The sequence below is a fragment of the Acetivibrio cellulolyticus CD2 genome (assembly GCF_000179595.2).
GTDB lineage: Bacteria > Bacillota > Clostridia > Acetivibrionales > Acetivibrionaceae > Acetivibrio > Acetivibrio cellulolyticus.
The window spans coordinates 835993-861853 of the sequence record NZ_JH556658.1 but is presented as its reverse complement, the minus strand read 5'-3'; the positions used below and the strand labels follow the sequence as shown (position 1 = coordinate 861853).

Below are 25861 nucleotides of genomic sequence, written 5' to 3'. Positions count from 1 at the left end.
TTTATCAGCAAAAAAGGTAAGGGCCGCTTTGATAATCCTGATGAAATTGCAGCCACTTTTAAGAAAGCTGCAAGAAGTTCATACCGTCTTCCCAAAACGGTTACTCATTCAGTAAATCAGGTACTTGCTGTGTCTTTTTCAGCTATAAAAGCTTATAAGGAACAGCTCAAAATCTTTGATAAGGCTATTGAGGAACAAATTAAACTTATTCCTAATCCTTTAACCTCTATCAAAGGAATCGGCCCTGTATACTCTGCCGGAATAATAGCAGAAATTGGTGATATTCATCGTTTCAAAGATCATGCTGCATTAGCTAAATTTGCGGGTATTTCCTGGACAAAACACCAATCAGGAAACTTTACGGCTTCAAATACTAAATTAATTAAGTTTGGTAACCGTTATTTGCGTTACTACTTCATGGAAGCAACTAACAAAGTGAGATTGCACGATCACGAGTTAAAACGCTTCTATGAATTAAAATATAGCCAAACCCCAAAAACAGCTCATAAAAGGGCACTTGCATTAACTGCCAGAAAATTCGTTCGACTTGTCTATGCACTGCTGCATAGCAATCGACTTTATATTCCACCAAAAGGAGATTAATTTCCATTTGGTTAACCATATCCTACCATATTTACAAACTTACTTTGGTAGGCTTAATAGGTGATGCCTTTTTATGCTCAAAACCGGTAAAATATCATCAATATTTCTAAATTTATTTCCAATTTGGTATTGACATTTTACCGCTGGACTTTAAATAATATTAATTTATATAATAAAAATTAGTAACTGTGATTTCTGATTATTTATAATAATTCTATTATTATTTAATATAACATATCCCTCTAAAATAATATTACTATATTTTCGCTTGGCTTACAATTAATTAATTCGCTAAAAATATTTCATCATTTGATGCATAGAAAGATCAAATATTTGGAGAACTTAGTGATATGAAAAGTATTAATGTTGAAATTGTAGACAATGGCAACTACGTAATTAATAACACAAGAGGATTAGTTGAAGTTTTTGTAAAAGACAAATGGAAGCTTGTGGACATACCTATAAAATAACAAATGAAGTTTTAAAGAATGTAGAAGAATATATCAATAAATAGTAAGTAGTTAATCATGCCCACCCGCTTAGCGGGCGGTTTGCACTAACCCTGTAATTGAACAAATAGCTAGATAAACGATACAACAAATAATGGCAAAAATATAATCACAGCAATAATAATAATTAACCTCTCTTTTGGAACTTCTTCATGTAAAATATTGCAGTTAAAAGACTTGTCCCAAATTGTAATTTTTGTATTTTTAAGAGTAAAATAAGAAATAACTATTGTAATACTTGAAAAAAGGCCCATTCCCAACCCAATTGTCCATACATATAAACTTCTTAACAGAGCAGTTTTCAAGGTAAGTTTATTTAATTTTGAGTCTCTAACTTTTACATTTAACAGCCATTTACCAGGAGTAGTTCCCCATGTTGATAAAAGTTGTGCTTCGAGGGGGATCCATAATAAATAAAGTCCTAAACTAGCTATAGTTATGTCAAGTTGCCTGTTTGGGAAAAAAATCAGTTTAAGCAAAACAAGAAATGCTAAAAAAATATTCATATCGATTGATCTGGCCCAATATCTTATCCATGGTCTAGGATTACTGGAATTTTCATAATTTATAAATTCATCATTATTATTTGAGTCCAACTATTAAGTCTCCCTTCAAATCCAAACGTATCTACTTCTAAAATAATATTTAAGAAATATTATAGCATTTAAAAATTGTTTTCACTAGGGTTTTTATGTATTTAATTATTGCAAATTCCATAATCAAAACGTAGATATTATACTCTAAGGTTGAACGGCATAAAAATACAGAAAACGGCTATAAACGTGTTAACATCTAACAGTTATAGCCGCTTAGAAATCTTTATATGTTCCTCATTGCAGCAGGAATATCATAAGTCTTCAAATAGAGCTTATAATTTAATATTAGAAGTTGTTTATTCTACATTTATTTTAGCAGCCTCATCCTTTAGACCAAGCTCCTCATATGCGTTCTTAATTACACCAAGAAAATAAATGTCCTTATCGGCCTTCTTTAGTGCCGTTTGCATTTTCTTCAATCCTTCTTCCTTATTTCCGCCATTATAAAGGCCTTTTGCTTCAAATACAAGGAACAAAACGTTATCAGATTTAATTTTATAACCCTTTTGACTAATCCTTATTAATTCAGTCCAGTTTTTGCCCTCTGCATATGTTTCACAAGCTCTATTAATATAATTGATCTCCTTGGTTTTTTCATATGCTGTTTCATAATACTTAGCTGCTTCATCATATTTTTTATTTTTATAAGACCTATACGCATTAAAAGCAGGGTCGGTTATTTCGATTTGATAATCTTTCTTGATACTTTCAAACCATTCCTTATATTTATCGGAATTTAGGAATTTTTCAACCAGTACGGTCTGGGAGTATTCCTCTTCAGGATGATAAAAATCTGTTACTTTTTCAATTTTAACAATTTCATACCCTTTAGCCAGATAAATAGGTTCAAGCAGTTGACCAGCTTCGGCTTTAAAGACAGCATTATCATAGTCGGTTTCATTATTGCCTGGTAAAACATTTTTCTTTTGACCACCATTTTCCTTGCTTTCACTGTCATCAGAATACTGTTTTGCAAGAGCTTCAAAACTTTCACCGTTTTTGAGCTTTGTATATACAGTATTTGCAAGTTCTTGAGCTTGTTCCTTTGTTCTCTTATCATTTATTGCAACCAATATATTTCTTAAATCAACTTTTTTATTATAACTTTTATGCTCTTCATAGGCATCCTTGCGTTCTTTATCAGTCAGTGTTAACCCAGCCTTTGTAGCTGCAGCATAATAGACTTGCTGCTTAAGCAGATAATCCTTTATAGTATTTTTCATATCTTCTTCATTTGCAAAACCCATTGACTGAAAGTAAGTTGTCTGTTCTTCAGAGCCTGAATATCTTGGTGCAACATACTTGGCAACATAAGCATTAACTTCTTCATCACTTACTTTTACATTGGACTTATTTGCAAAATAATCATCCATAACAACTTTTTCAATTAGCTGATCAAGAAACATGTCATTTCTTTCTTCATCAGTTTTTTGAAGCATTTCTGCGTTATTTTTATACTTTTCATAAAAGGCGTTATATTGTTCATTAAATAGAGCTGTGTTCACATAAGCACCATTGATCTTTAAAGTCTCAAAACCAAACTGTTTGGATTCATCCACTTTAGCACTAGTGCTATTGACGTTATCCCCTCCTTTTTTGAAAAATGGCCCCCACACTACCGCTGAAACTGCAGCAGCAACTACAACAACCAATGCTACCGCCAAAAGAATCTTTTTCTTCATTAAATAACCCCCACCTTAATATATTTTATAATTAAAAAATTATATACAAAAATAGCACATCATAAATTATTTATACAATATTTATTTTAAAGTTTTATGTCTAATTTGTAAACTTTTTTGCCATAAAAAGGATAGATGCTTTCTATAAATCTAAATAACCCCATTTATCAGATCATTAACTTCACTAATATCCGGCATGGCAGGTATTGCCCCTCTTCTAGTTGTACAAATGGCTGCAACTGCATTTGCAAAAATTATAGAACTTTCAAGCAATGAAATATCAAGCTCATTAACTTGACAGATCCCTTTAGAAAGAAGAAAATAAAGAATGCCTCCTAAAAAGGCATCTCCAGCGCCAGTTGTATCAATTGTTTTAAGGTTTTTGAATGCTGGTTTTCCGCCAGTAACACCTTTATGCCTATAAAAACATCCATTACTACCTCTGGTTACTAATATTACATTAATTCTGTACTGATCGTACAAAATGCTACTTCCCTCAGCAAGATCCTTTACGCCGGTAATAAACTCGAGCTCTTCTTCTGAAACCTTTAGTATGTCTACCCTATTTAATACAGATTTTATCTCATTTAGGGCGTGATCCAGACTCTTCCAAAGCGCAGGTCTTAGATTAGGATCATATGAAATAATTAAATTATTATCTTTTGCATGTTCTAATGCTTTTAAAGTTGCACTTTTTGAAGGTTCATCCGTCATGGACAAGGAGCCGAAATGGAATACCTTTGATTGATTTATTAACTCAAAGTTTATTTCTGAAGAAGTCAAACTGGTATCAGCACCAGGGTTTCTATAAAAGATGAAGGATCTGTCCCCATTTTCATCCAACTTTACAAATGCAAGTGTTGTATTATATGAATCGCTAAATTTTAGTCCGGATGTATCAACTCCATACTCTGTCAGCACTTGTAAAAGAAAATTGCCGAACATATCCCTACCCACTTTTCCAATAAACGCAGTCTTTCCGCCAAGCTTTGCTATGCAAGACAAAACATTTGCAGGTGCACCTCCGGGATTTTGCTCAAAACAATAATTTCCCTGATCAGACCTAAGAGACGTAGTAAAATCAATAAGAATTTCGCCTAAAGCTGTAACATAATACATTATTAAACTACCATCCTTTTTTAGTTATTATTGTTTATTTCTATCATAACCACCTTAATTCCTGCTTGTTTTTAATAATCACATAAAAAATTTGGCTATTTTTAGGGCTTTATACTATGGACTCATAAATAAAATATTTATGTTAACGAAATGAAATAAAATTTTAAAATTACACTATCAAATTATGCTAAATTATGTTATAATGTAAATAACGTAATTAATTCAACTTTAATTTTTTTACTGCTATCTATGTTTTTTCTGATGACTTACTTATCTTTACAAGCATTTTCTTCTGCTTCATTAGTTTTATCGTATATTTTGCAATGCAATAATTAAATTTAGTAGGCGGAGATGATTATATGAATTTAAAAGTAGGAGAAGTAGTTACTCTAAAGCACTATTCCGGTAAAAAAATAAATAAAGGAGTTATAAGTAATATTAATGAAAATTATTTTATTATTAAACCGGATAAAGATTTCCTAATATTCAACTTTTTTGACAATGATCCAATAGTAATGGGATTTGAAGATGAAAATATCGTAAACATCTGCGAGAGCACAGTTTCTAATATTGACTACCAGCAAAATACCTTTGGCTTAACAGTTAACAATGTAATAACTATTACAGACAGAAGAGTTACGCAAAGGTTTCCGGTATCGTTGTGTGCCTACATATTAGACGATGAAGAAAAAAACTTTGCGTATATACGTAATATGAGTCTTGAGGGTTTATCCATATGCTCAAAGCTTGAATACGAAAAGGGGCAGAGCATTAGAATAAACACCACTATCGAAGATAAAGCCCTTGAATTTGAAGCATTGGTGGTATGGAAGAGTGCAAGTAAATACGGTTATGAATATGGTTTGGAATATAATCAAACTGATAAAATGACTATGGATAGTATTGAACACTGTATTGAAATATTAAGGCTCACTCAGGAATTTGCGGTTGTAATGCTAAAAACTCAATATGATTCCTACAAGAGGATAATTACCAATAAGCTCTCCAAAAATTAACAAAATAAGTTTTAAAATAATACAAACAAAAAATAGCTATGAGAAGCATAGCTATTTTTTGTTTGTATTATTTGCGTTGCTAAATGTTTTTTTATAGATTATCCCATCTTGGATCTATATTTTGTGAAACAGCTCTATATCCTTTTGCAACATATAAAGCATCTAAAAGTGCCATTCTTACCATGGCTTCACATACAGGATAAATTCTAGGACATACTGAAGGGTCATTACGTGTATTAAATTCAACCTGAATATTCTCCTGCTTATACATATTAACTGTATCCTGCTTAATTGAAATAGTAGGTGTTGCTTTTACAGCAACCCTGATCCTTATATCGTCGCCATTTGAAATACCGCCTAACATGCCTCCCGCATGATTTGTTTTAAATTTTACTCTTCCAGACTCATCGAAGTACGGAATATCGTTTGATTCGGATCCCTTCATTTTTGAGTGTTCAAAACCATCTCCAAATTCAATTCCCTTAATTGCACCTATGGACATTATTGCATGAGACAAAGTTGCCTGGAGTTTGTCAAATACAGGCTCTCCCAATCCTGCCGGAACACCTCTTGCAATAATTTCAACAACACCACCGCATGAATCTCCTTCTGCCTTGATTCTTCTTAATTCAGCCATCATTTCTTGCGCTTTGTCAAGATCAGGGCAGTTTAATTCATTTTTACGATAGTTTTCTTTTGCAAGTTCGTAAGTAATATTCTCAGCTTTTATACCATGAATTTCAGTTATAAACGAAATTACGTCAATTCCCATTGTGTCAAGAATAGCTTTAGCAACAGCACCACCAGCTACACGCGCTGCAGTTTCCCTGGCCGAAGCACGTCCCGCTCCTATATTATCGGCAAACTGTCCGTATTTTTTAAAGAAGGTATATCCCGCTTGACCTGGACGAACAACTTCTTTATAGCTCTTATGCTTGCTCAGGTGCTGATCTTCAACAACTGCGTTTGGAATGATTATTCCTACAGGAGCACCCGTAGTTAAATCATCTTCCATAACACCAGAAAAAATGTAAACTTTATCTTTTTCCTGCCTTGGAGTATCCAAATCCGATTGCCCAGGTCTTCTCTTATCCATTTCCTGCTGAACAAAATCAGCTGAAAGTTTAATTCCTGGGGGCACACCGTCAACAATTGCCATAAGTCCTCCAAAGAGTTCCTTTGGAATATCAAGATTCTTTCTGAATCCTCCTGCATATGACTCACCACATGTGGTTACGCGAAATATTCTTCCAAATGTGTTTCCTACCATTCTACACCAACTCCTTAAAAAATAGCTTATATATTAATACTAGAAAGTCATTCTTTACAAATCTTTTTATATTGCTCTTTTATCTCTTTTACTATAACATCAACATCCTTATTTGCACAGTCTATTGTGATATTTGCATACTTTAAGTAAAGAGGTAACCTCTCTTTGTATAATTCTTCAAAGGTTTGATCTTTATTTCTGGCAAAACGTCTGCCGCCCTCTAGCCTGTTGTTTATTTCATCAAGTTTTACATCAAGAAATACTACAAATCCCTCTTTTTTTAGATACTCCATTGCTTCCCCATTGTATATTACACTTCCGCCTGTAGATATAACATGGTTGTGGGCATCAATTCTAAGAATTATATCTCCTTGGATTTGAAGAAATCTTTCAAGTCCATCCTCGTTTACTATATCCTTTAAAGGCCTATTTTCCTTTTCAAAAATGAGAGCATCAGTATCAATAAACTGCATCTCCAACTCTTTAGAGAGGGGTTTTCCAATAGTACTTTTCCCCGAGCTCGGCATACCTATTAAAACAATGTTTCTGAATTTCATTTAGAGTCCCCCACAGTAAAAATATATAACAGTATTATACACATAAATCACTAATGAACCAACAAAAATTTCTAAATTTATTATTAATCTTTTAAATTTTCAGGAACCTTCTGAGACTTTTCTTCGTCTATTAATTAGGAAAAATCCAAAAGGATATTTCAGCTGTTCAATAAAGCTAATTAATAAATGGAAAAAATCTTAACTAAACGCTTTTGAGTGATTGAATTATTTTACGGATTGGTTTATACTTTATTATTGGTGTGATTTAATTAACCACATAATTTGCAAAATATTTATTAAATGGAGTAGATTACTATGAATGGAAGAAAATTTTTCTTAATAATATGTTCGGTACTATCCTCTTTTATGTTTTTATTAGGTGTTTTATCACTGGCATACATTAATTCGTCAGCAGCACAAGAAACTTCTGTCGATAGTGGTAAAAATACCGGCTTGATCCAAGGTATCTTTGATCCTTATAAAACAGTTAATGAAAGCATAAACGTACTTGTCTTAGGTGGAGATAAGGTCGCTAAAAATACCGATACGATGATGCTTGTGAACTTTAACCCCGTAACAGCTAAAATAAACATATTATCCATACCAAGGGATACAAAAGTGAGAATAAATAAAAAAACAGCCAAGATAAACGCTGCATACCCTGGTGGAGGCGGAGAACGGGCAATTGAATGTGTAAGTGATCTACTTGGAGTTGATATAAAATATTATGTATTTATTGATACGTCCACATTCAAGAAAACAATAGACATACTTGGTGGAGTTGATTATTATGTTCCTGAGGATATGAATTATGACGATCCATTTCAGAACCTTCATATTCACTTGGAAAAAGGCCAGCAGCATTTGGACGGAAAAGAGGCTGAACAGTATATGCGGTATAGAAAAGGAAATCACAGTAAGGTCACAAAGAATTATGATGGCAGTGATTTGAAAAGAATTGATGCTCAGCAGAATTTCATAAGGGAATTGATAAGGCAGAAAGCAAATATGTTTAATATTACAAAAATAAATGATATCTTGAATGTTGTTTTTAGCAATATAGATACTAATGTTGAGATGTCCGAAGTTATAAAGTTGTCTAAAAATGTAGGCAAAGTAAACGCGGACGATATTAATATGCAGAAACTAACAGGGCATTCTGTAGAAGAAAAAGGCTGGTACTACGAAATTGACAAAGAAAAGGCACAAGAGATAGTTGATCAATATTTTACTGATAATAAAAATGAAGATAAATAAAAAAAATCGGGAGTTTATTTAAGCTCCCGATTTTTTTTTGAAAATTTTGCAAAGTGAAACAATAGAAGAATCACTTAGGACTAGTTTTATTAGTTGTAAAAGGAAAAATTAAGCAATGAAAAAAATCTTGTATGCCTTATATGACATATATATATCTACCTTACTTGTAATCTCAAACGGCGAATGCATTGATAGAATAGCTACACCGCAATCTATTACGTCTACATTCAAATTTGCGATGTATTGGGCTATTGTGCCTCCTCCGCCCTGGTCAACTTTTCCTAATTCTGCAGATTGCCATACTATATTGTTGTCATTGAAAAGCTTTCTTACCTCACCTACAAATTCTGCGTTTGCATCGCTTGCTCCAGCTTTACCTCTTGAACCAGTATACTTTTGAAGTACTATTCCCCTTCCTAAAAAAGAAGAATTTCTTTTATCATATACACCTTCAAAATTTGGATCAATTGCAGCATTAACGTCTGCGGAAAGCATTTTGGAATTTGAAAGACATTTTCTAAGTATAATATCGTTGTAATTTTCCATACTCAAGTTGCATAAATCTGCTAAAAAGTTTACAAAAAAGCTGGATTGTGCTCCTGTATTCCCCATGCTGCCTACTTCTTCTTTATCGGATAAAATACAAACAGCAGTCATTTTTACATTCTCTGTATCAAGTATTGCTTCTAGGGCCGCATATGCGCATACTCTATCGTCCTGTCCATACGAACCCACCATACTTTTATCAAATCCTACATCAACAGCGTTAAACTTTGGAACCATTTCGAGTTCGGCTGAAAGAAAATCTTCTTCGATAATGCCATACTTTTCGTTTAAAAGGTTTAATACGTTTAGCTTAACCTTATCCTTAACTTTATCATCTTTATAGGGAATTGAGCCGGATAGGATGTTTAGTCCCTCACCTGTTATAGCTTCACTCATCTTTTTTTGCATCTGTTCTGCTGCAAGGTGCGGAAGAAGGTCTGTAATAGTAAAGACGGGATCATTGTCGTCCTCACCTATACTCACGTTTACAATACTGCCATCCCTTTTTACTATTACACCGTGAATTGACAAAGGAATAGTCACCCACTGATACTTCTTTATTCCGCCATAATAATGGGTCTTTAAAAAGACCATATCATTTGCCTCGTACATTGGATTAGGCTTTAAGTCAATTCTTGGGGCATCAATATGTGCTCCAATAATGTTCACACCATTCTCCATTGCACTGTCTCCAATCACTGCGAGTGCTACAGTTTTATTTCTACCAACAGTATATACCTTCATTCCAGGCTGCAATTTTTTATTGGATTTTATCACTTCATCGATAGATATATAACCTTTGCTTCTTGCAAGCTTTTCTGTTTCAGTGGTAAAATCCCTCTCTGTCTTTGCTCTATTTAAAAAGCTTTTATATCTATCACATAGATCAAATGTGATTTTAAATTCCTCTTCACTTAGTTTCTCCCATGCACTTTTTTGGTCATAAGACAACTTTTCTGATAAAATTTGTCCTTGAGTTTTGTTTTCAGACATAAGTTTCCTCCTTAAATTGAGTGAGCTTTATTTTTTAACAATATAATTATAGCATTTTTTTCTAATAAGTTTAATTTTATATGTAATAATTATTCTATTATGCCCAAAAAGCCTTCTACTAATAAATCCAAATTTCTTAAATTAAAACATCGGTGGCATTTAGGCCCGGATCATTTTAGGATATTTACTTCACTTTTTCGTATCACGTAAAAAATAAGAAGAGGATAATCTCTTCTTATTCATAAGTTCAATAAAAAACCTGATTTAGATTGAAAATATAAACTTTATAATCATTAATCCTAACACTCTGCAAAGGTTGCAGCAATGTCTTTCTGCATTAGCTCAAAATTTACAAGAAGACCTAGCAACTTTTCTACAATAATAGGATCAAACTGTGTGCCTGAATTCAATTTGAATTGATTTATTGCTTCTTCAAGGTGAAGTCTTGATCTATATTTTCTGTCTGATGTCATTGCATCAAAGGCATCAGCGACGGTAAGAATTCTTGCAAGAAATGGGATATTATCACCTTTCAAACCTTCAGGGTAACCTTTTCCGTCTAGCCTTTCATGATGATATTTAACTAATGGTACAACATCCTTAAACATGGAAATTGCAGACAGTATATACGCACCCTTAAGCGGATGTTTCTTAATCTCCTCATATTCGGAAAAATCAAGTTTGTCAGTTTTAAACAATATGTCATCGGCTGTTCCAATTTTCCCTATATCATGGAATATACCGCCAACTTTCAATAATTCTATCTCTTCCGGGCTTAAATTAAACTCCTCACCTAACTTTCCAGTATAGTATGATACCCTGTCAGAATGGCCGCGAGTATAAATATCCTTGGCATCAACTGTTAGGCGTAAAGCCTCAATCGTATCAATATACCTGTTTCTCAATTCCTGATAAGTTCTATCGAGTTCTTCCTTTTTCATATTTATAAGTGAATGTAAGAAGGCATTGTTGATAGATGATGCAGCTTGAGTTGAGTATATTTCAAGCAATTTTAGCCCTTCATCAAAGTTGTTGCTCTCTATGTAAATTACTCCAATAGAACTCTTATTGTCACCTATTAGAGGAAGAATAATTCCATGATCTAGGTTAACTGTAACTCTATTCGCTCTGGAAAAACCGATATGTTCCATTAGATCAGGGCTAAGCATAGTGACTAATGATTCTACAGGAATTTTGTATTCGCCGACCCCTTTATAAATAATTTCTCCTTGACTGCTATTGCAATCATCGACAAGAATAAAGGCATCTTTACTGTTCACTAAAGGCATAAGACCTTCAAGAATTTCTTCAAGAATTGTATCAATCGGTTGCAACTGATATATTTTAGGTACCGCATAAAGTATTCTGTTTAGACCATCCTTGAATTGTTTGATAGTGCGCATCTGAGATATGGATTTTATACCTGACTCGATTAACAATAAAAGTTGATCAAATCGGTCTCCTTTTTCACAATAGCCTTGAATATCAAGGGCTTTAATTGTTTCCAGAGGCGGCGCAAGATCCTTGTGTCCCGTCAATAGGAGTATGTAAATATCCTTATTAAACTCTCTTATTTTAGCAACAACCTCATCTCCATGGATGGGAGACATTATATAATCTAATATAAGCATATCAAAAGGTTCAGTCTCGAGGTGTTTTATGGCCTCAATAGGGTTAGAAATACCTACACAAAAATACCCGCTTCGTGTAAGCATTACTTTAAGAGAATTAATTATACCTTCTTCATCGTCTACTATAAGAATCTTATAGTCGGTTGATACTTCAGTAATCTTTTTTCGCACACTAAACCCCTCCTAAACCTAATTGCATTATCTAAAGCTGCATTTTAAGCTGATTAAAAGCCTATCCATTGCATGAAAATAAACCAAAGGTACCAAGTAAGTTGCTGTAAGATTTCCCTAAATATTATTTTCAATACACCGGACTTATTAGAATTTCTTTGAAAGCTTGCTATTTTCAGGATGAGCTAAAAGAAAACTTTTGACTATTTTTACAAAATCAAAAACAAGTGCAATTAATGCCTTATTTATATTTTATATAATTTCTATAAATTATGCAAGTCTTTTTATATAGGCTATTAGTAGCATTTTTATAGGACCAAACTAAAACCCTTCTTTTCCATATCCCTTAATAATATACTTTTCTGCAAACTTGTGTTAAGGCTTCGTATATATTTGCTCTTATTTCTTGACTTATTTTTTTTCTTGATTTATAAATAATACTATAGGAATTGGTGAACTGCAACTTCCACTTTTTACTTAACCTATATTAATTAAAAGCCTTTTGTACATAGTGGAAGTTATATTTTAACTATTCGATATTATACAATTTGGAGGAATTGATATATGTTTGATTGCCATGTACACAGTAATTTTTCAGGTGATAGTGATATGAATTGCATAGATGCTTTGAATACAGCCATTAATATTGGTATACAAGGGGTTTCGTTTACTGATCATCTCGATTATGACTATCCTGATTATGATGATGTGTTTATGATCGACTTTGACAAATACTCAGAAACTATGGACCTTATAAAAAGTGATTTTAATGGCCGAATAAAAGTATTTAAAGGTATTGAAGTTGGTATACAGCCCCAGGTAATAGATAGTACTTTAGAGGTATTAAACAGTTACAATTTCGATATTGTTATTGCCTCTGTCCATATTGTTGACAAACTGGACTTACACAATGGGGATTTTTGCAAATCAAAAAGCAAAACTGAATCCTATACAAGATACCTTCAAGAAGTACTTCAAACCTTAAAATCCTTTGACAATTTCGACATCTTTGGGCATCTTGATCTCATAAGGAGGTATGGATGTTATGACAACAGGATATTAGAATATTCTGACTACAGTGATTTGATCGATTCAATTCTAAAGCAAATCATTGCAAAGGGTAAAGGTATTGAAGTAAACACTTCAGGCTTCAGATATAATTTGGCTTCACCTATGCCGGATTTTGAAATAGTTAAACGTTATAGGGAGCTTGGCGGTGAAATTATAAGTACAAGTTCGGATGCACATACGCCTGAACATATTGGCTATAAGTTTGATTATATTAAGGAAATGATATCAAAAGCTGGATTTGCTTATACATCACACTTTGAGCAAAGGAAACCGGTCTTCACAAAAATAGATTAAATACCGTTTATATCAAATCTGTATTTTGGTATAAAAATGTAAATATTGGACTGACTGTTGTGCCTTATAATATCGAGTGCCAGCAAATTGTAACTTTGCTGGCACTCGATATCTTAATGCAATTGTTTTATCTGATTATTTTTACCTTATGGTAAACCTTCTTTCCCTTTTTGATGATTATTTCATCATCCTTAAAGTCTTCTTCCTTTACCATGAAATCAATTTTATCAACTTTTTCTTCGTTGACACTTACTCCACCCTGTTCAATAAGACGTCTTCCCTCACCTTTAGATGGTGCTAACTTTGTCTTTACTAAAAGATCAAGTATATTAATTCCATTGGCTAATTCTTCAGTACCTATTTCTGTAGTTGGCATATTCTCAGAGCTTGCACCTTTAACAAAAAGAGCTTCAGCTGCACTTTGTGCTTTTCCAGCCTCTTCTTCACCATGAATAAGCTTTGTTACTTCATATGCAAGAATCTTCTTTGCCTCATTTATTTGCTGATCCTTGAGCTTTGCAAGTTCGTCAATTTCGCTCAATGGAAGGAAAGTAAGCAGTTTCAAACATTTAATAACATCACTGTCATTTATGTTTCTCCAGTACTGGTAGAAATCGTATGGAGGTGTCTTATTTGGGTCAAGCCACAAAGCTCCCTTTTCGGTTTTGCCCATTTTTTTCCCTTCACTGGTTGTAAGAAGTGTAAAAGTCATACCATAGGCATCCTTTCCTTCTACCCTTCTAATAAGTTCAATACCGTAAAGAATATTTGACCATTGGTCATCTCCTCCAAGTTCGAGCAAACACCCATGATCCTGGTATAATTTCAAGAAATCGTAGCTCTGCATGAGCATGTAATTAAATTCTATAAAGGATAAACCTTTCTCAAGTCTTGATTTAAAGCATTCTGCAGTGAGCATCCTGTTCACTGAAAAATGAACTCCTACCTCCCTTAAGAATTTTACATAATTCAAATCCAGAAGCCAGTCAGCATTATCCACCATTATCGCTTTATTATCACTAAAGTCAATAAAATTGGACAATTGCTTTTTAAAATTGTTAGCATTACTTTGTATTTCTTCGCGTGTCATCATTCTTCTCATATCAGTTTTGCCGCTCGGATCGCCTACCATTGCTGTTCCGCCTCCGATTATGGCTATTGGTTTATGTCCTGCACGCTGCATATGTGCCATAACAACCATCTGCAAAAAATGTCCTACATGAAGACTATCTGCTGTTGGATCAAAACCAATATAGAAAGTAACTTTTTCCTTTTCAAGAAGTTCCCTTACAGTTTCCTCGTGGGTTACCTGTGCTATAAATCCTCTTTGCTTTAATGTTTCAAACACACTAGACATATTGTTTCCTCCTAAACAATCTTATTTATAAAGTCAAATCTGTATAAAGAAAAATACCAACTAAAAAAGCCCTCACATCCTTATGTTAAGGACGAGAAAGCTCCCGTGGTACCACCTTAATTCGTACACCAAAATATAGTGTACCTCATTATACACCGCCAATATAACGGTAGGCTTCCGGCTCTGCTTAGTGGTGTATGTAAAAACACTTTCAGCATGCAACTCCAGAGGGTATTTGGTTAATCTATGTGCTGAAGCCCTCTCACCAACCGGACTACTCTCTTTTGTGTAACCATAGACAACTACTTTCACTCTTTCACAGTCTTTAAATTATTCTAACATATAGACTTTAAGTTTACAAGAATTTTATTAAGCTTCTATGCCTTACATGGAAGAATAGCTATTCTTGTATAATTCCGCCTCCAACTACTATATCGTCCTCATAAAATACGACCGATTGGCCGGGAGTTATAGCTCTCTGAGGAGTATCAAATTCTACCCGTACTTTGCCGTTTTCAATAGGGATGATTGTTGCATCCCCTTCTTTAGCTGAATATCTTATCTTTGCTTTTACTCTCATAGGCTCATACAAGCCATCAATTGAGATAAAATTCAAGTCATCGGCTATTAATTTATCGCTAAATACTTCACTGTTATCACCGAGTATTACATTATTATTCTTAACATCCAGGCCAATAACATACATTGGTTTTCCAAAAGCGATCCCTAAGCCCTTTCTTTGTCCGACTGTATAGTGTATTAAGCCTTTATGCCTTCCTAGAATATTCCCCTTTGTATCTACAAAATTCCCCGGAACTATTTTTTTATCGGTGTTTTCTTGGATAAATCTACCGTAATTGTTGTCATCTACAAAGCATATCTCCTGGCTGTCAGGCTTTGATGCAACACAAAGTCCAAGTTCTGCAGCTTTTTGCCTGACAACATCCTTGCTATAGTTACCAATAGGCATAAGCACTTTTGAAAGCTGATCTTGTGTCAGATTGTACAGAGCATATGTTTGATCCTTCTGCTGTGTTACTGATTTTTTTAAAAGATACCTCTTCCTATTCTCATCGTATTCAATTATTGCGTAATGTCCTGTAGCTACATAGTCAAGGCCCATCGAAACAGCCTTGCTCAACAGCGATTCAAATTTTACATGCCTGTTGCACGCTATACAAGGGTTAGGCGTCTTTCCCTTTAAGTATTCGTCTATAAAATAGTTTATGACCTTCTCTTCAAAAACCTCTTTGAAATTAAGTACATAATATGGTATCCCAAGGCTGTTAGCTACACCTCTGGCATCATCAACTGCCGACAGTGAGCAGCAGCCGCCTTCAGTTAATTTGACCTCTTCTTTAGTTTCCGGCCATATTTGCATTGTGACACCTATAACATCATAACCTTTTTCTAAAAGTACAGCGGCAGCTACTGAACTATCAACGCCGCCGCTCATACCTATCATAACGCTCTTTTTAGTCATCGTCGTCCTCATCAAACTCATGGTGTATATCATCACAACGTCTTCCGCAAGCACCGCAGTCACAACTTTCATCAAGTCTGCCGTTTTTTCTCAGATAATCTTCTATGGCTGCTCTTATAGCTTCTTCAGCAAGGTTGGAGCAGTGCATCTTAACAGGAGGAAGACCATCTAATGCTTCAGCAACAGCCTGATTTGTAATTTTGAGAGCCTCTTCAACCGTCTTGCCAACAACAAGCTCTGTAGCCATACTGCTGGTTGCGACTGCAGCTCCGCAGCCAAATGTTTTGAATTTGGCATCTTTAATGATATCGTTCTCTATTTTCAGATATATTTTCATAATATCGCCACATTTAGCGTTTCCTACTTCACCTACACCGTCAGCGTTATCAATTTCGCCAACATTTCTAGGGTTCATAAAATGGTCCATTACCTTTTCACTATACATATTAATTCCCTCTTTTCACCTTTTCATATAATGGGGACATTTCCCTTAATCTTTCAACTATTAATGGCAACACTTCCATCAGATAATCTACATCTTCATGAGTATTTTCATCACCAAAAGTCACTCTTAATGAACCGTGAGCTATCTCATGAGGTAAGCCAATTGCCAACAATACATGGGACGGATCAAGCGAGCCTGAAGTACATGCAGAGCCACTCGATGCCGCAATTCCTTTCATATCAAGCATTAATAAAAGAGATTCACCTTCTATAAACTCAAAAGAAAAATTAACATTGCCGGGCAGCCTCTTATATCTGTCACCATTTAGCTTCACAAACGGTATTTTTTTTGTAATTTCTTCAATAGTCCTATCTCTTAATTCCATCAATTTTCTATTATACTGCTCAATGTTCTGTGTTGCAAGCTCAATTGCTTTTCCAAGTCCAACAATTCCAGGCACATTCTCCGTACTTGCTCTTCTTCCTCTTTCCTGGGCACCGCCATGAAGGAATGTTGTAATCTTAACGCCTTTTCTGATATATAAGGCACCTACACCTTTCGGACCATAAAATTTGTGGCCTGAAAGGGATAATAAATCTACATTTAATTCATTAACATTTATAGGTATATTACCTACAGCCTGTACAGCGTCTGTATGGAAATACACATTTTTTTCCTTTGCAATTTTGCCAATTTCAGCTATAGGCTGAACTGTTCCAATCTCATTGTTGGCATACATTATTGTTATCAATATTGTATTAGGTTTAATTGCGTTTCTTACCTGTTCTGGTGAAACCAATCCGTTTTCATCTACAGGCAGGTAAGTAACTTCAAATCCATCACTTTCAAGATACTGGCATGTATGAAGCACTGCATGATGTTCTATTGCTGTAGTAATTATATGGTTTCCCTTATCTCGATTTGCATAAGCTACTCCCTTAATAGCCCAATTATCTGCTTCAGAACCGGAACCTGTGAAAAATATCTCTCTTGTTAGTGCACCTAACGATTTTGCGACCCTCTCTCTTGCCACTTCTACAGCTTTTTTACTCTCTCTGCCTATACTGTATATTGAAGAGGCATTACCGAACTTATTTCTGAAATAAGGCATCATTTCTTCAATAACCTCAGGCTTTACAGGAGTTGTTGCTGCATGATCAAAGTATATTATTCTGTTATCCATATTCAGTGCTCCTTACTTATTATTTAAATAAAAATATATTAGAATGTTCTATAAGTCTCGTTATTATTATATTGCTTTTTTATTTATTCCCTATAAAATTAGTTTAAAGCAAAAATATCTTACTAAATTTGTAGGGATTATATATTGAATATATATCCTTTGCTTTCATTATTCTTTGTATATTCTTCTATAAGGTCGTAGAGTGTTATGGAATCAACTACTTCATTAACCTTGTCCCTGATTTTTTCCCATATTATTCTGGTGACACATTGATCCGACTTTGTACATTTAATAGGATCATCCTCAACTACACACTCAACGGGAGCAAGTGAACCTTCAAGTGCTCTCAAAATGGCTCCAATTGTGATGTTTTCAGGACTGTTGGCAAGTATATAACCACCTTGTGACCCTCTAACACTTTTAACATGACCTGCCTTTCTAAGGGTCGCAAAAAGTTGTTCCAAGTAGTTTTCAGAAATATCCTGTCTTTCTGCTATACTTTTCAACGCAACAGGACCTTCCCCGTTATGAAGTGCAAGGTCAAGCATGGACTTCACACCGTAACGTCCCTTAGTAGATAGTTTCATTAATAGTCCTCCAATTCCAAGTACTTTACTTGGTATTTCTATCATAAGATTAGCATTGAGAACTTTATTTGTCAATAGAATTTAAACTTTATTTTAAGGCATGAACGAAAAATTACTTACGCTTTTTTGCGGGACACCCATGCGAAGCATGCGTGTTGTAGCAAAATTATAGCGGAAGTTTTTTTCATTATGCCTAAGGCATAAAAAATACAACATTAAAAAAGCGGACTATAATATCTTGTATTTAGCATATCTGCTATCTCTCCTACCGTCTTGCCAAGAGAATTCACCATAAATACTCCATAATTTGATCTTTTGCCCATGGTCATTTCCGGCATGTTGTTCCTTGAGACATATGAGATTTGAAATGAATTTCCCTCGTATACAATTGCATCAATAGGATAATTATAGCTCTCTATATCCACTACTTCAAAACCTTTCTCTCTAAGTCCGGATTTAATACTATCCAATCCCTTTTGAACAGCTACTATAATAAAAACCACCTCCTGCTATAAGTATTAGCAAAAGGTGGTATTATTATACAGTTCTGAATTTCATACAAAACCTATTGTTTTTTATTCATAAAGATAAGATAGTATGCAATGATGATTATATATAAAGTAAAGCTAGCTGTAAGGAATTTTTGGAAAGTTACCAAATTGATAATCAAAAGTAAAAAACCGGCCAGCAAAATCCAGGCCATTATCCTTCTTTTCATGATTCTCTCCCTTCGTTTTATGATAAATATTCTTAAAATTGTCTAGTACAGCTCGATTTTAAGACATTCGAGTTGCAATTTTCTTAAATCAAAACTAAAAATTAATTTTATTCTATACGATTTTAATACATCTGCAAAATGATATCTCAAATCAAATCTTTCTCCTTTTGATAGAAAAAAGTTTGCAAAGACTTAAAACAGTATTTACTACAAAGGATTATCTGTTCTGTGCTGCCTACAAAGAGCACTCCACCAGTTTTTAGTGAGTTGCTGAACTTTACATATATATCAGTTTTTGCTTCTTCTGTAAAGTAAATTAAAACATTTCTACATACGATAAGGTCACAATTTGTGGGATAAGGATCAGCAAGCAAGTTGTGATGTTTAAATTCGACGCACTTTTTTACCTCATCCTTTATCTTATATAAATTTCCTTCAACATCAAAATACTTTCTTTTATAGTCATCAGGTAGATTTGCTACACTTTTGTCTAGATAAACACCAGCTTTTGCCTTTTCAAGTATATCCTTATCAATATCTGTCGCAATTATCTTAATTTTACTAAGAGGCAGCATTTCATTTAATACCATAACCAATGTGTAAGGTTCATCACCGCTAGAACATGCAGCACTCCAAACCTTTAGTTCTTTGTTCTTTTCAAGCAGCATCGGTAGTATTATTGACTTGAGTTTTGTCCACTGTTCAGGGTTTCTATAAAATTCCGAAACATTAATCGTCATAAAGTTGATAAACTCATTATACAAACGTACATTGACTTTTAATGCCTCTACATAAGAAGAATAACCATCAAAACTATTCTTACTGATAAGAGAGTCCAGTCTTCTCTTCATTTGTTTTTCTTTGTATGCACTAAGATCAATTCCCGAGAGTTTATATATCTCCTTTTTAAAGCCTTCATAATCCATTATCATGGGATCATTCTCCATTCTCTTTTAGCATACTTTTATAAAATGTTATTTTAAATAGCTTACATATTATTATACTAACGATGGAAAAAACCTTTTAATTTCCAACTCAGCACTATTAACTGAGTCTGAGGCATGTACCAAGTTTTCAAAACTGTGATAACCAAAATCTCCTCTAATCGTACCAGGTAATGATTCAAAAGAACTTGTTTTGCCAAGCATATTTCTAACAATACCAATAGCATTTTCGCCAGTTATGATCATAACAACAACAGGGCCTGAAGTCATATACTTTATCATATCTTCAAAAATCGGAAGAGCTTTTACATGAGCATAATGTTCAATAGCAACCTCTGTTTCAATATTCATAACCTTCATATGAGTAATTGTAAGATTCTTTTTTTCAAACCTGAAAATGATTTCTCCGATAAGCTTGCGCCTAACCGTATCAGGCTTTAAGATAACTAAAGTCCTTTCCATATATTCTCCTTATGAATTGATATATTTAGATAGACTAATATTCTAATTTTAACATATTTCATCAAAAAAATAAAGATATTCCTAAATAAAAATCACGGTGGATATTGAGTACAACCACGTTTTCAGAAATTCACTTTCTAAAATTTTAAATACGGGAACTATTTCATAACATAACCTAATCTCATCATCAGTATAGATATAAAATTTCTATACCAGATGATGAGATTAAGATTCATAATGCTCCAGCCCGTTATTCTTAATTGTAACAGTTTTTAAGCTGCCAACTAAATAAACTAAAAAGAAGTTATCTTTCCAAGAAGGTACATTCTAAGAAATGCAAAATCGATTGCATTAACAGTTTTATCTCTATTTACATCTGCTCTATAAGTATAAGTCTCTTCATCAAATTTAACAAGCCCAAGCAAATACATTCTCATGATGGCAAAGTCAATTGAATCAACTCTTCCACTAGAGTTTAGATCACCAATAATGATATTAGTTAAAACAGGTTCAATACCATATTTAAGATCATCTTTTACATAAGCAGTAATTTTGCTATTATCCCCAAATGTGTCGGCCATTTCGGAATCGTATGAATAGTCATTTGTCTGGTTATAAACCGAGGTACTTTCGATTCTAAAAGGTATAGCTCCGGTACTTCCACCAGGTGCAAGTTTACCTGCTTCTTTAGTAAAGGATATTTCGCAATATGTATCTGCGCTATCTACCGGATTATCTATATTGTAGAAACTCCCGGTTACATTTTCCGTTTCACAAGCGGCATATTCACATGTAAAAGAATTCTGCTCGCTGCCGTCATTTGTAAACCAATAGCGAACCTTTATGTCCGATAAATTTATCGGATTAGTTCCGGTATTCTGGATATTTATTGTTGATCTTATAGTGTTTTTAGCCAAATTCTCCGTTCCGCACTTATAGGATACCTTAATAGAAGAATTGCCATCTGGAGTTGCACTAGGGTCAATTGTTGGAGTCGGTGTAGGGCTCATCTTGGGAGGTTCCTCTCCGTATACCTTTACACCATTCAAATATACAGGTACATTTTTATTTATTGAATAAGTGTTTGTAGCATTTTGCTTGCTATAGTCATTGGATGAATCCCAGTGAGTTATGTAATTTGGGTCCTGTTTCGCTCTAAACGAAATTTGCAGCTCTCTGTCTCCGTATATTTTCTTGCCGCTCCAATCCAATTCATAATAATATGTTCCTGCATCATCCCATTTGAAAGGACCCCTGTATGTAATAGGTTCCTGTTGCATTGATATCTGTTCGTCGTATTCAATAGCAAATATAACATCGTCTATACTTTGGCCGAATTCTAAAAGTTCACTTATATTAAAGAAATATCTTACCATCATCCCTGTTTCATAATGAGGGGGCTGACAGGATTCATTATGCACTCTTAAAACGACTTGAGTACTATCTTCCGTTTCACGTGCTAATTTTACCTCACAATAGTAATCGTCAGCTCTTGGTTCTTTAGGTGGGAAATTCGCTATTGGCTCCTGCCCCTCACCATAGTATTTATACAATCCTGCACAGGCACCTACAAAGGCAGCATTATAGTCAACGGCAACTTCGTTGTAAGCGTACTCAGTGGTTGAATCCATATGATAATCATTTAAATCAGGTCCGCCTGCCAGAGCTCCCCATAAAATATGCCTGTGTTCCTCAGGATCATTCATACTATTTGTTTTTGATCCGTGAGCTGCTCTGTGGTGTGGATGATGAGCAAAAGGCAAGCCCTGCTCATAACCGTAACCAACTATATAGGAATATCCCATAGGGTTTCTTCCCATAAGATACTCCATTTGGCCCTTTGCCCATTCACCGAAATCCGTCCTTTCGGGATGGTATTTCATGTAAACTAGTGCTGATAATTGAGCAGCTGCATTGTAACGGGCCGATCCCCAACCGTTTATCATTGAATATCCAGCAGGTGATGTTTTATAATAATTTGTATCTTTCGGGTCTTCATGTTTTGCAGCACCACCTGACAGATACTCTACATTCCAGCGTGCAATAAAGTTATACAATTCATTGTCAGGGAATAACTGATTAAGCTTCAAGAATGTTCCTCCCCATACTGCATCCCAACAGTGTACCCATGAATTATACCAGATATTTTGTTTAAAAGTTTCGGGTATTATCCTTTTCATATACCCGATATAGTTTCCTGTTTCATCAACCGCTGTTATATCCTTTATGTAATCCATGTTTTCAGTACACTGATAAAGCCATACTGCTGCCCACGCCAGTTCATCCTCATCATAATCCGAGGTGTAGTAGCCGTCACCATTATGTTTTCCTCTGTACTTCTTTGCAAAATCATACATTGCTTTGGCAACAGTCAGGCATTGTTCAGCATATTTCGGGTCGGTATCCTTAAAATTCATATATGATGTACAAAGTGCTGCAGCGGTGCTGGCACACACATCACTCCCTGGAGTTTCAGCAGTAGCAAAATCAGCAGGTCTCGGAATGTTTTCAGGATATAGTTCCGGAGGTCCCCAGTAGGTATGGTCAGCATCTCCTTCTCCTACCATGTAACAAAAAGCAATCAAATTTCCATCACCATCAAGAAAAGAGCAACGTAAAAAAGTATCAGTAAAATACTTTAAAATCTCAATCATATGCTCCTCTTCTCCAATTGCCTTGTAGGACTCCCGGAATTCATTAAAGCCCCATCCAAGGGTACTGGCTGCATAGCTCTGAGGAAGGCCGAACCGGACATGGTCTCCGGCATCGTGAAACCCACCATGTAAATCTACTGTCCCATCTCCATCAGGATCAATAATGTTTCTATATTTTTCTAAAAAAGCCTTTGAAAGCGATGTGTCAGCAAGAGGTATTTTTTCATCACCTTCATGGCAGGAACCTCTCCACTCAAGCCTTCCACCTTTATCATAACCAGCATCAGTTCCGCACTTTTCTGCGTCATAAAAATAAAGTGATTTTTGCAAGGCTTCTGCAAAGTTGAAGTAATCATAATTTTCCCAGCCTTCAGCGGGCGTAAAAGTCTCTGGTGGTGCCTCTGCAAATACTGCACCGGATGAGAAAAGCTGTCCAGTAATAAGGACAAGAGACAAAAAGATTGACAGTCTGCCACGGCTTTTGATACGAATTTTTATTCTTTCTTTTTGTACATTATACATTTCATACCCCTCCCAGTTTTTTTCTTTTACTTTTCAACTGGTAACTTAGTGATAATACCCAACATATATTGTCTCATAATACCAAAATCTATTGAGTTAAAATCACCATTATTGTTTAGATCCCCAGCCTTTATGCCATTTTCATAAGGGAACGCATCTATCATACCAAGCAAATACATCCTCATAACTCCAAAGTCTATTGAGTTTGCAGAACCGTCCCCATTTACATCTCCATATATATAATCTGAAGATGTTGCGGTTGGAGTTGGAGTGACTTTTGAAGTAAACGTTGGAGTTACTTCAGGCCCTTCGCCTGACGGATTCTTCCCTGAAACCTGAACTCCATTTTTGTATATAGGGATATTTTCCATTCTTGTATAAGTGCTGGTTAACCCTACAGTGGAAAAGTCGTTTGAAGAATCCCAAAGTTTACTTTCATAATTGTAAATAGCAAATTGCACATAGGTTCTTGCATACAACTTATCATTAGGGAAAGTGATTTCTACATAATAAATACTTTTGTCCTCATCCCATGGCTTAATTGAAGATATTACAGCTCCAGCAGGCGAGTAATACACTTTAGTAGTGAATTTGGCAGGATTAATTCCTGAAGAAGCGTATTCCGAGAAGTCTAGGAAATACCTGCAAGATAAGCCACTCTCATATTGCGGAGGTGATGTGACAACATTATACATATTAAGGTCAATCGTAACACCTTCTGTATTTGCTTTGTATATTTTAGCTTCAGTATAATACTGGGTAGGTTCACCTTCGATACCGGGAGTATCTTCAGGCATCTGATCTTTTCCGAAATATTTCGACATACCTGCAAGTGCACCAACAAGCCCAGCATTATAATCTAATCCTGTTTCTGAATATACATATAGGTTAACATCGTCATTATATTCATCACTCATATCTGCTCCACCAACAAGAGCACCATATAAAATATGTCTTTCCGGAGTTTCCTTCTTTTCATCGGCAGGCGGTCCTTCAAGCATTCCACTTGCGGCTCTGTGATGAGGATACTTGGGATAATTATCTCCAAAACCAACTACATAAGACATATTATTTGGGTTATTACCTAGAATATAGTCTATCTGGCTCTTTGCAAAGTTAAGACAATCCTGATCACCGGTTTGCTTGTAATAAACCAACTGAGCCATGCTCTCTGCAGCAGGATACTTACAAACTCCCCAGCTATCTAAGTATTTCAACCCTCCTGGAGTAGTTGTCAATCCATTCTGCCAGTAATCCAAATGTTCTTCAGCAATTATTTTATATTTTGGATCGGATGAAAGTGTTGCGAGCTTTATAAATACTCCTGTCAAAACATAATCCCAGCACTGTGTCCAATGGTCATTAAACATATTGTCTCCACTGATTTTTTTCTCAACCATAAGCTTTTCGACATTATCCATGTAGGTCTTATCATTTGTAGCTACATAAAGCCAGATTGAACCCCACATAAGTTCGTCGAGATAATCTCTGGGAAGATAATAGCTTTGCCCTTTACTGTTTCCTCTATAAGTCATACCAAAGGTATAAAGGTCTTTGGCATAAGTCAAACATTGATTTGCATATTCCAAATCCTTGTCTTTGTAATTCAAATACATAAGTGCCAATGCTGCTGCTGCATCACCCGCCACATCTGAACCGGGTTTTGAAGGAGTTGCGACATAATATGCAGGTCTTTCATAGGTCTGAAGTTCAGGAGGACCCCAGTATTGATGATCTACATCTCCGTCACCTACTTGGTAGTAAAATGTGGTCTTATCAGGGAAACATTTCATAAAGTAATCGCAAAAATGCTTTAAAATATTCAGCATATACTCGTCCTGTCCCTTGTCTACAAATACATCTTTGAATTCATAGTAAGCCCATCCAAGAGTAGAAGCCGAAGCACATTGCGGTAAGCCGAACTTTACATGATCACCACAGTCATGGAATCCACCTGTCAAGTCAATTCCAACATCTTTCCCGTCCTCAACATGGCAGGGTCCACGCCATTTTATCCTGTTGTTACCCGCATCGGGTCCACACCAGTTTGCCTCATAGAAAAGAATTGATTTGGAAAATGCATCAACATAGTTAAAATTTGTTTCCTCAGCCATAACTAATTGAGGAATAATACTTACCAAGATAATGGCAAGCGAAACCAAAATACTTACTCTTTTCATTTTTTTCACCC

The 25861-nt window shown here is 34.9% G+C and carries 21 protein-coding genes and 1 other annotated feature; of the genes, 4 read left to right on the top strand and 17 right to left on the bottom strand.

All coding sequences use genetic code 11. The annotated features are described in order from the left end of the window. Window positions 1-603, top strand: a 603-nt coding sequence (locus ACECE_RS0219220; RefSeq protein WP_010250194.1) for an IS110 family transposase, incomplete at its 5' end; no start/stop codon positions are given. Window positions 604-1183: 580 nt separating this feature from the next. Here the strand turns inward: ACECE_RS0219220 and ACECE_RS0219210 are convergent. From ACECE_RS0219210 to ACECE_RS0219200, 3 genes are all read right to left on the bottom strand, one after another. Then, a complete protein-coding gene (locus ACECE_RS0219210) occupies window positions 1184-1708 on the bottom strand; it encodes an RDD family protein (RefSeq protein WP_010250193.1) in 525 nt (174 codons plus the stop codon). A gap of 296 nt (window positions 1709-2004) precedes the next feature. Beyond that, entirely contained in the window at window positions 2005-3390 is a 1386-nt protein-coding gene (locus ACECE_RS0219205) for a peptidylprolyl isomerase (protein ID WP_010250191.1), read from the bottom strand. A 150-nt stretch (window positions 3391-3540) separates the two neighbouring features. After that, entirely contained in the window at window positions 3541-4509 is a 969-nt protein-coding gene (locus ACECE_RS0219200; RefSeq protein WP_010250188.1) for a carbohydrate kinase family protein, read from the bottom strand. Window positions 4510-4868: 359 nt separating this feature from the next. Between ACECE_RS0219200 and ACECE_RS0219195 the strand changes: the two genes are divergently transcribed. After that, window positions 4869-5525: a PilZ domain-containing protein gene (locus ACECE_RS0219195; RefSeq protein WP_010250187.1), complete on the top strand. Its 657-nt coding sequence runs from the start codon at window positions 4869-4871 to the stop codon at window positions 5523-5525. 91 nt (window positions 5526-5616) lie between these two features. Here the strand turns inward: ACECE_RS0219195 and aroC are convergent, their stop codons facing one another. Both aroC and ACECE_RS0219185 read right to left on the bottom strand, forming a co-directional pair. Continuing rightward, a complete protein-coding gene (gene aroC, locus ACECE_RS0219190) occupies window positions 5617-6795 on the bottom strand; it encodes a chorismate synthase (protein ID WP_010250184.1) in 1179 nt (392 codons plus the stop codon). 47 nt (window positions 6796-6842) lie between these two features. Beyond that, window positions 6843-7352, bottom strand: coding sequence for a shikimate kinase (locus ACECE_RS0219185; RefSeq protein WP_010250182.1), 510 nt, complete (start codon window positions 7350-7352; stop codon window positions 6843-6845). A 315-nt stretch (window positions 7353-7667) separates the two neighbouring features. On the opposite strand from ACECE_RS0219185, the gene ACECE_RS0219180 reads away from it, so the two are divergent. Then, entirely contained in the window at window positions 7668-8609 is a 942-nt protein-coding gene (locus tag ACECE_RS0219180; RefSeq protein WP_010250180.1) for an LCP family protein, read from the top strand. Window positions 8610-8717: 108 nt separating this feature from the next. On the opposite strand, the gene ACECE_RS0219175 is transcribed toward ACECE_RS0219180, so the two are convergent. After that, window positions 8718-10148 (bottom strand): aminopeptidase, encoded by a 1431-nt coding sequence (locus tag ACECE_RS0219175; protein WP_010250178.1) that lies wholly within the window; start codon window positions 10146-10148, stop codon window positions 8718-8720. Between the two features lie 299 nt (window positions 10149-10447). Continuing rightward, window positions 10448-11950 (bottom strand): HD domain-containing phosphohydrolase, encoded by a 1503-nt coding sequence (locus ACECE_RS0219170; RefSeq protein WP_010250176.1) that lies wholly within the window; start codon window positions 11948-11950, stop codon window positions 10448-10450. 564 nt (window positions 11951-12514) lie between these two features. Between ACECE_RS0219170 and ACECE_RS0219165 the strand changes: the two genes are divergently transcribed. Continuing rightward, on the top strand, window positions 12515-13315 hold the full coding sequence (locus tag ACECE_RS0219165) for a histidinol-phosphatase HisJ family protein (RefSeq protein WP_010250174.1): 801 nt from the start codon (window positions 12515-12517) through the stop codon (window positions 13313-13315). A 127-nt stretch (window positions 13316-13442) separates the two neighbouring features. Here the strand turns inward: ACECE_RS0219165 and tyrS are convergent, their stop codons facing one another. The 10 genes from tyrS to ACECE_RS0219110 all read right to left on the bottom strand — a co-directional run bounded on the left by tyrS (window position 13443) and on the right by ACECE_RS0219110 (window position 25850). Further along, window positions 13443-14672, bottom strand: a complete 1230-nt coding sequence (gene tyrS / locus ACECE_RS0219160) for a tyrosine--tRNA ligase (RefSeq protein ID WP_010250172.1) — start codon at window positions 14670-14672, stop codon at window positions 13443-13445. Between the two features lie 84 nt (window positions 14673-14756). Further along, window positions 14757-15001 (bottom strand) — a binding site (T-box leader). 71 nt (window positions 15002-15072) lie between these two features. Next, on the bottom strand, window positions 15073-16155 hold the full coding sequence (gene mnmA, locus ACECE_RS0219155) for a tRNA 2-thiouridine(34) synthase MnmA (RefSeq protein WP_010250170.1): 1083 nt from the start codon (window positions 16153-16155) through the stop codon (window positions 15073-15075). After that, entirely contained in the window at window positions 16148-16600 is a 453-nt protein-coding gene (gene nifU / locus ACECE_RS0219150) for a Fe-S cluster assembly scaffold protein NifU (protein WP_010250168.1), read from the bottom strand. The genes mnmA and nifU overlap by 8 nt, the downstream gene beginning before the upstream one ends. A 1-nt stretch (window position 16601) precedes the next feature. Then, complete coding sequence (nifS, locus tag ACECE_RS0219145; RefSeq protein ID WP_010250166.1) at window positions 16602-17783, bottom strand: cysteine desulfurase NifS; 1182 nt, start codon at window positions 17781-17783, stop codon at window positions 16602-16604. A 137-nt stretch (window positions 17784-17920) separates the two neighbouring features. Then, window positions 17921-18370: an RrF2 family transcriptional regulator gene (locus ACECE_RS0219140; RefSeq protein WP_010250165.1), complete on the bottom strand. Its 450-nt coding sequence runs from the start codon at window positions 18368-18370 to the stop codon at window positions 17921-17923. Between the two features lie 215 nt (window positions 18371-18585). Continuing rightward, window positions 18586-18873, bottom strand: a complete 288-nt coding sequence (locus tag ACECE_RS0219135) for a YkuS family protein (RefSeq protein WP_010250163.1) — start codon at window positions 18871-18873, stop codon at window positions 18586-18588. Window positions 18874-19234: 361 nt separating this feature from the next. Then, window positions 19235-20020, bottom strand: a complete 786-nt coding sequence (locus tag ACECE_RS0219125; RefSeq protein WP_010250161.1) for a CheR family methyltransferase — start codon at window positions 20018-20020, stop codon at window positions 19235-19237. Between the two features lie 66 nt (window positions 20021-20086). Then, entirely contained in the window at window positions 20087-20494 is a 408-nt protein-coding gene (ndk, locus tag ACECE_RS0219120) for a nucleoside-diphosphate kinase (protein WP_010250159.1), read from the bottom strand. A gap of 293 nt (window positions 20495-20787) precedes the next feature. Further along, window positions 20788-23670, bottom strand: coding sequence for a glycoside hydrolase family 9 protein (locus ACECE_RS0219115; RefSeq protein WP_010250157.1), 2883 nt, complete (start codon window positions 23668-23670; stop codon window positions 20788-20790). A 26-nt stretch (window positions 23671-23696) separates the two neighbouring features. Further along, window positions 23697-25850 carry a glycoside hydrolase family 9 protein gene (locus ACECE_RS0219110; RefSeq protein WP_010250156.1) on the bottom strand — a complete coding sequence of 718 codons (2154 nt, stop codon included), beginning with the start codon at window positions 25848-25850 and terminating at the stop codon, window positions 23697-23699. Window positions 25851-25861: the final 11 nt, after the last annotated feature.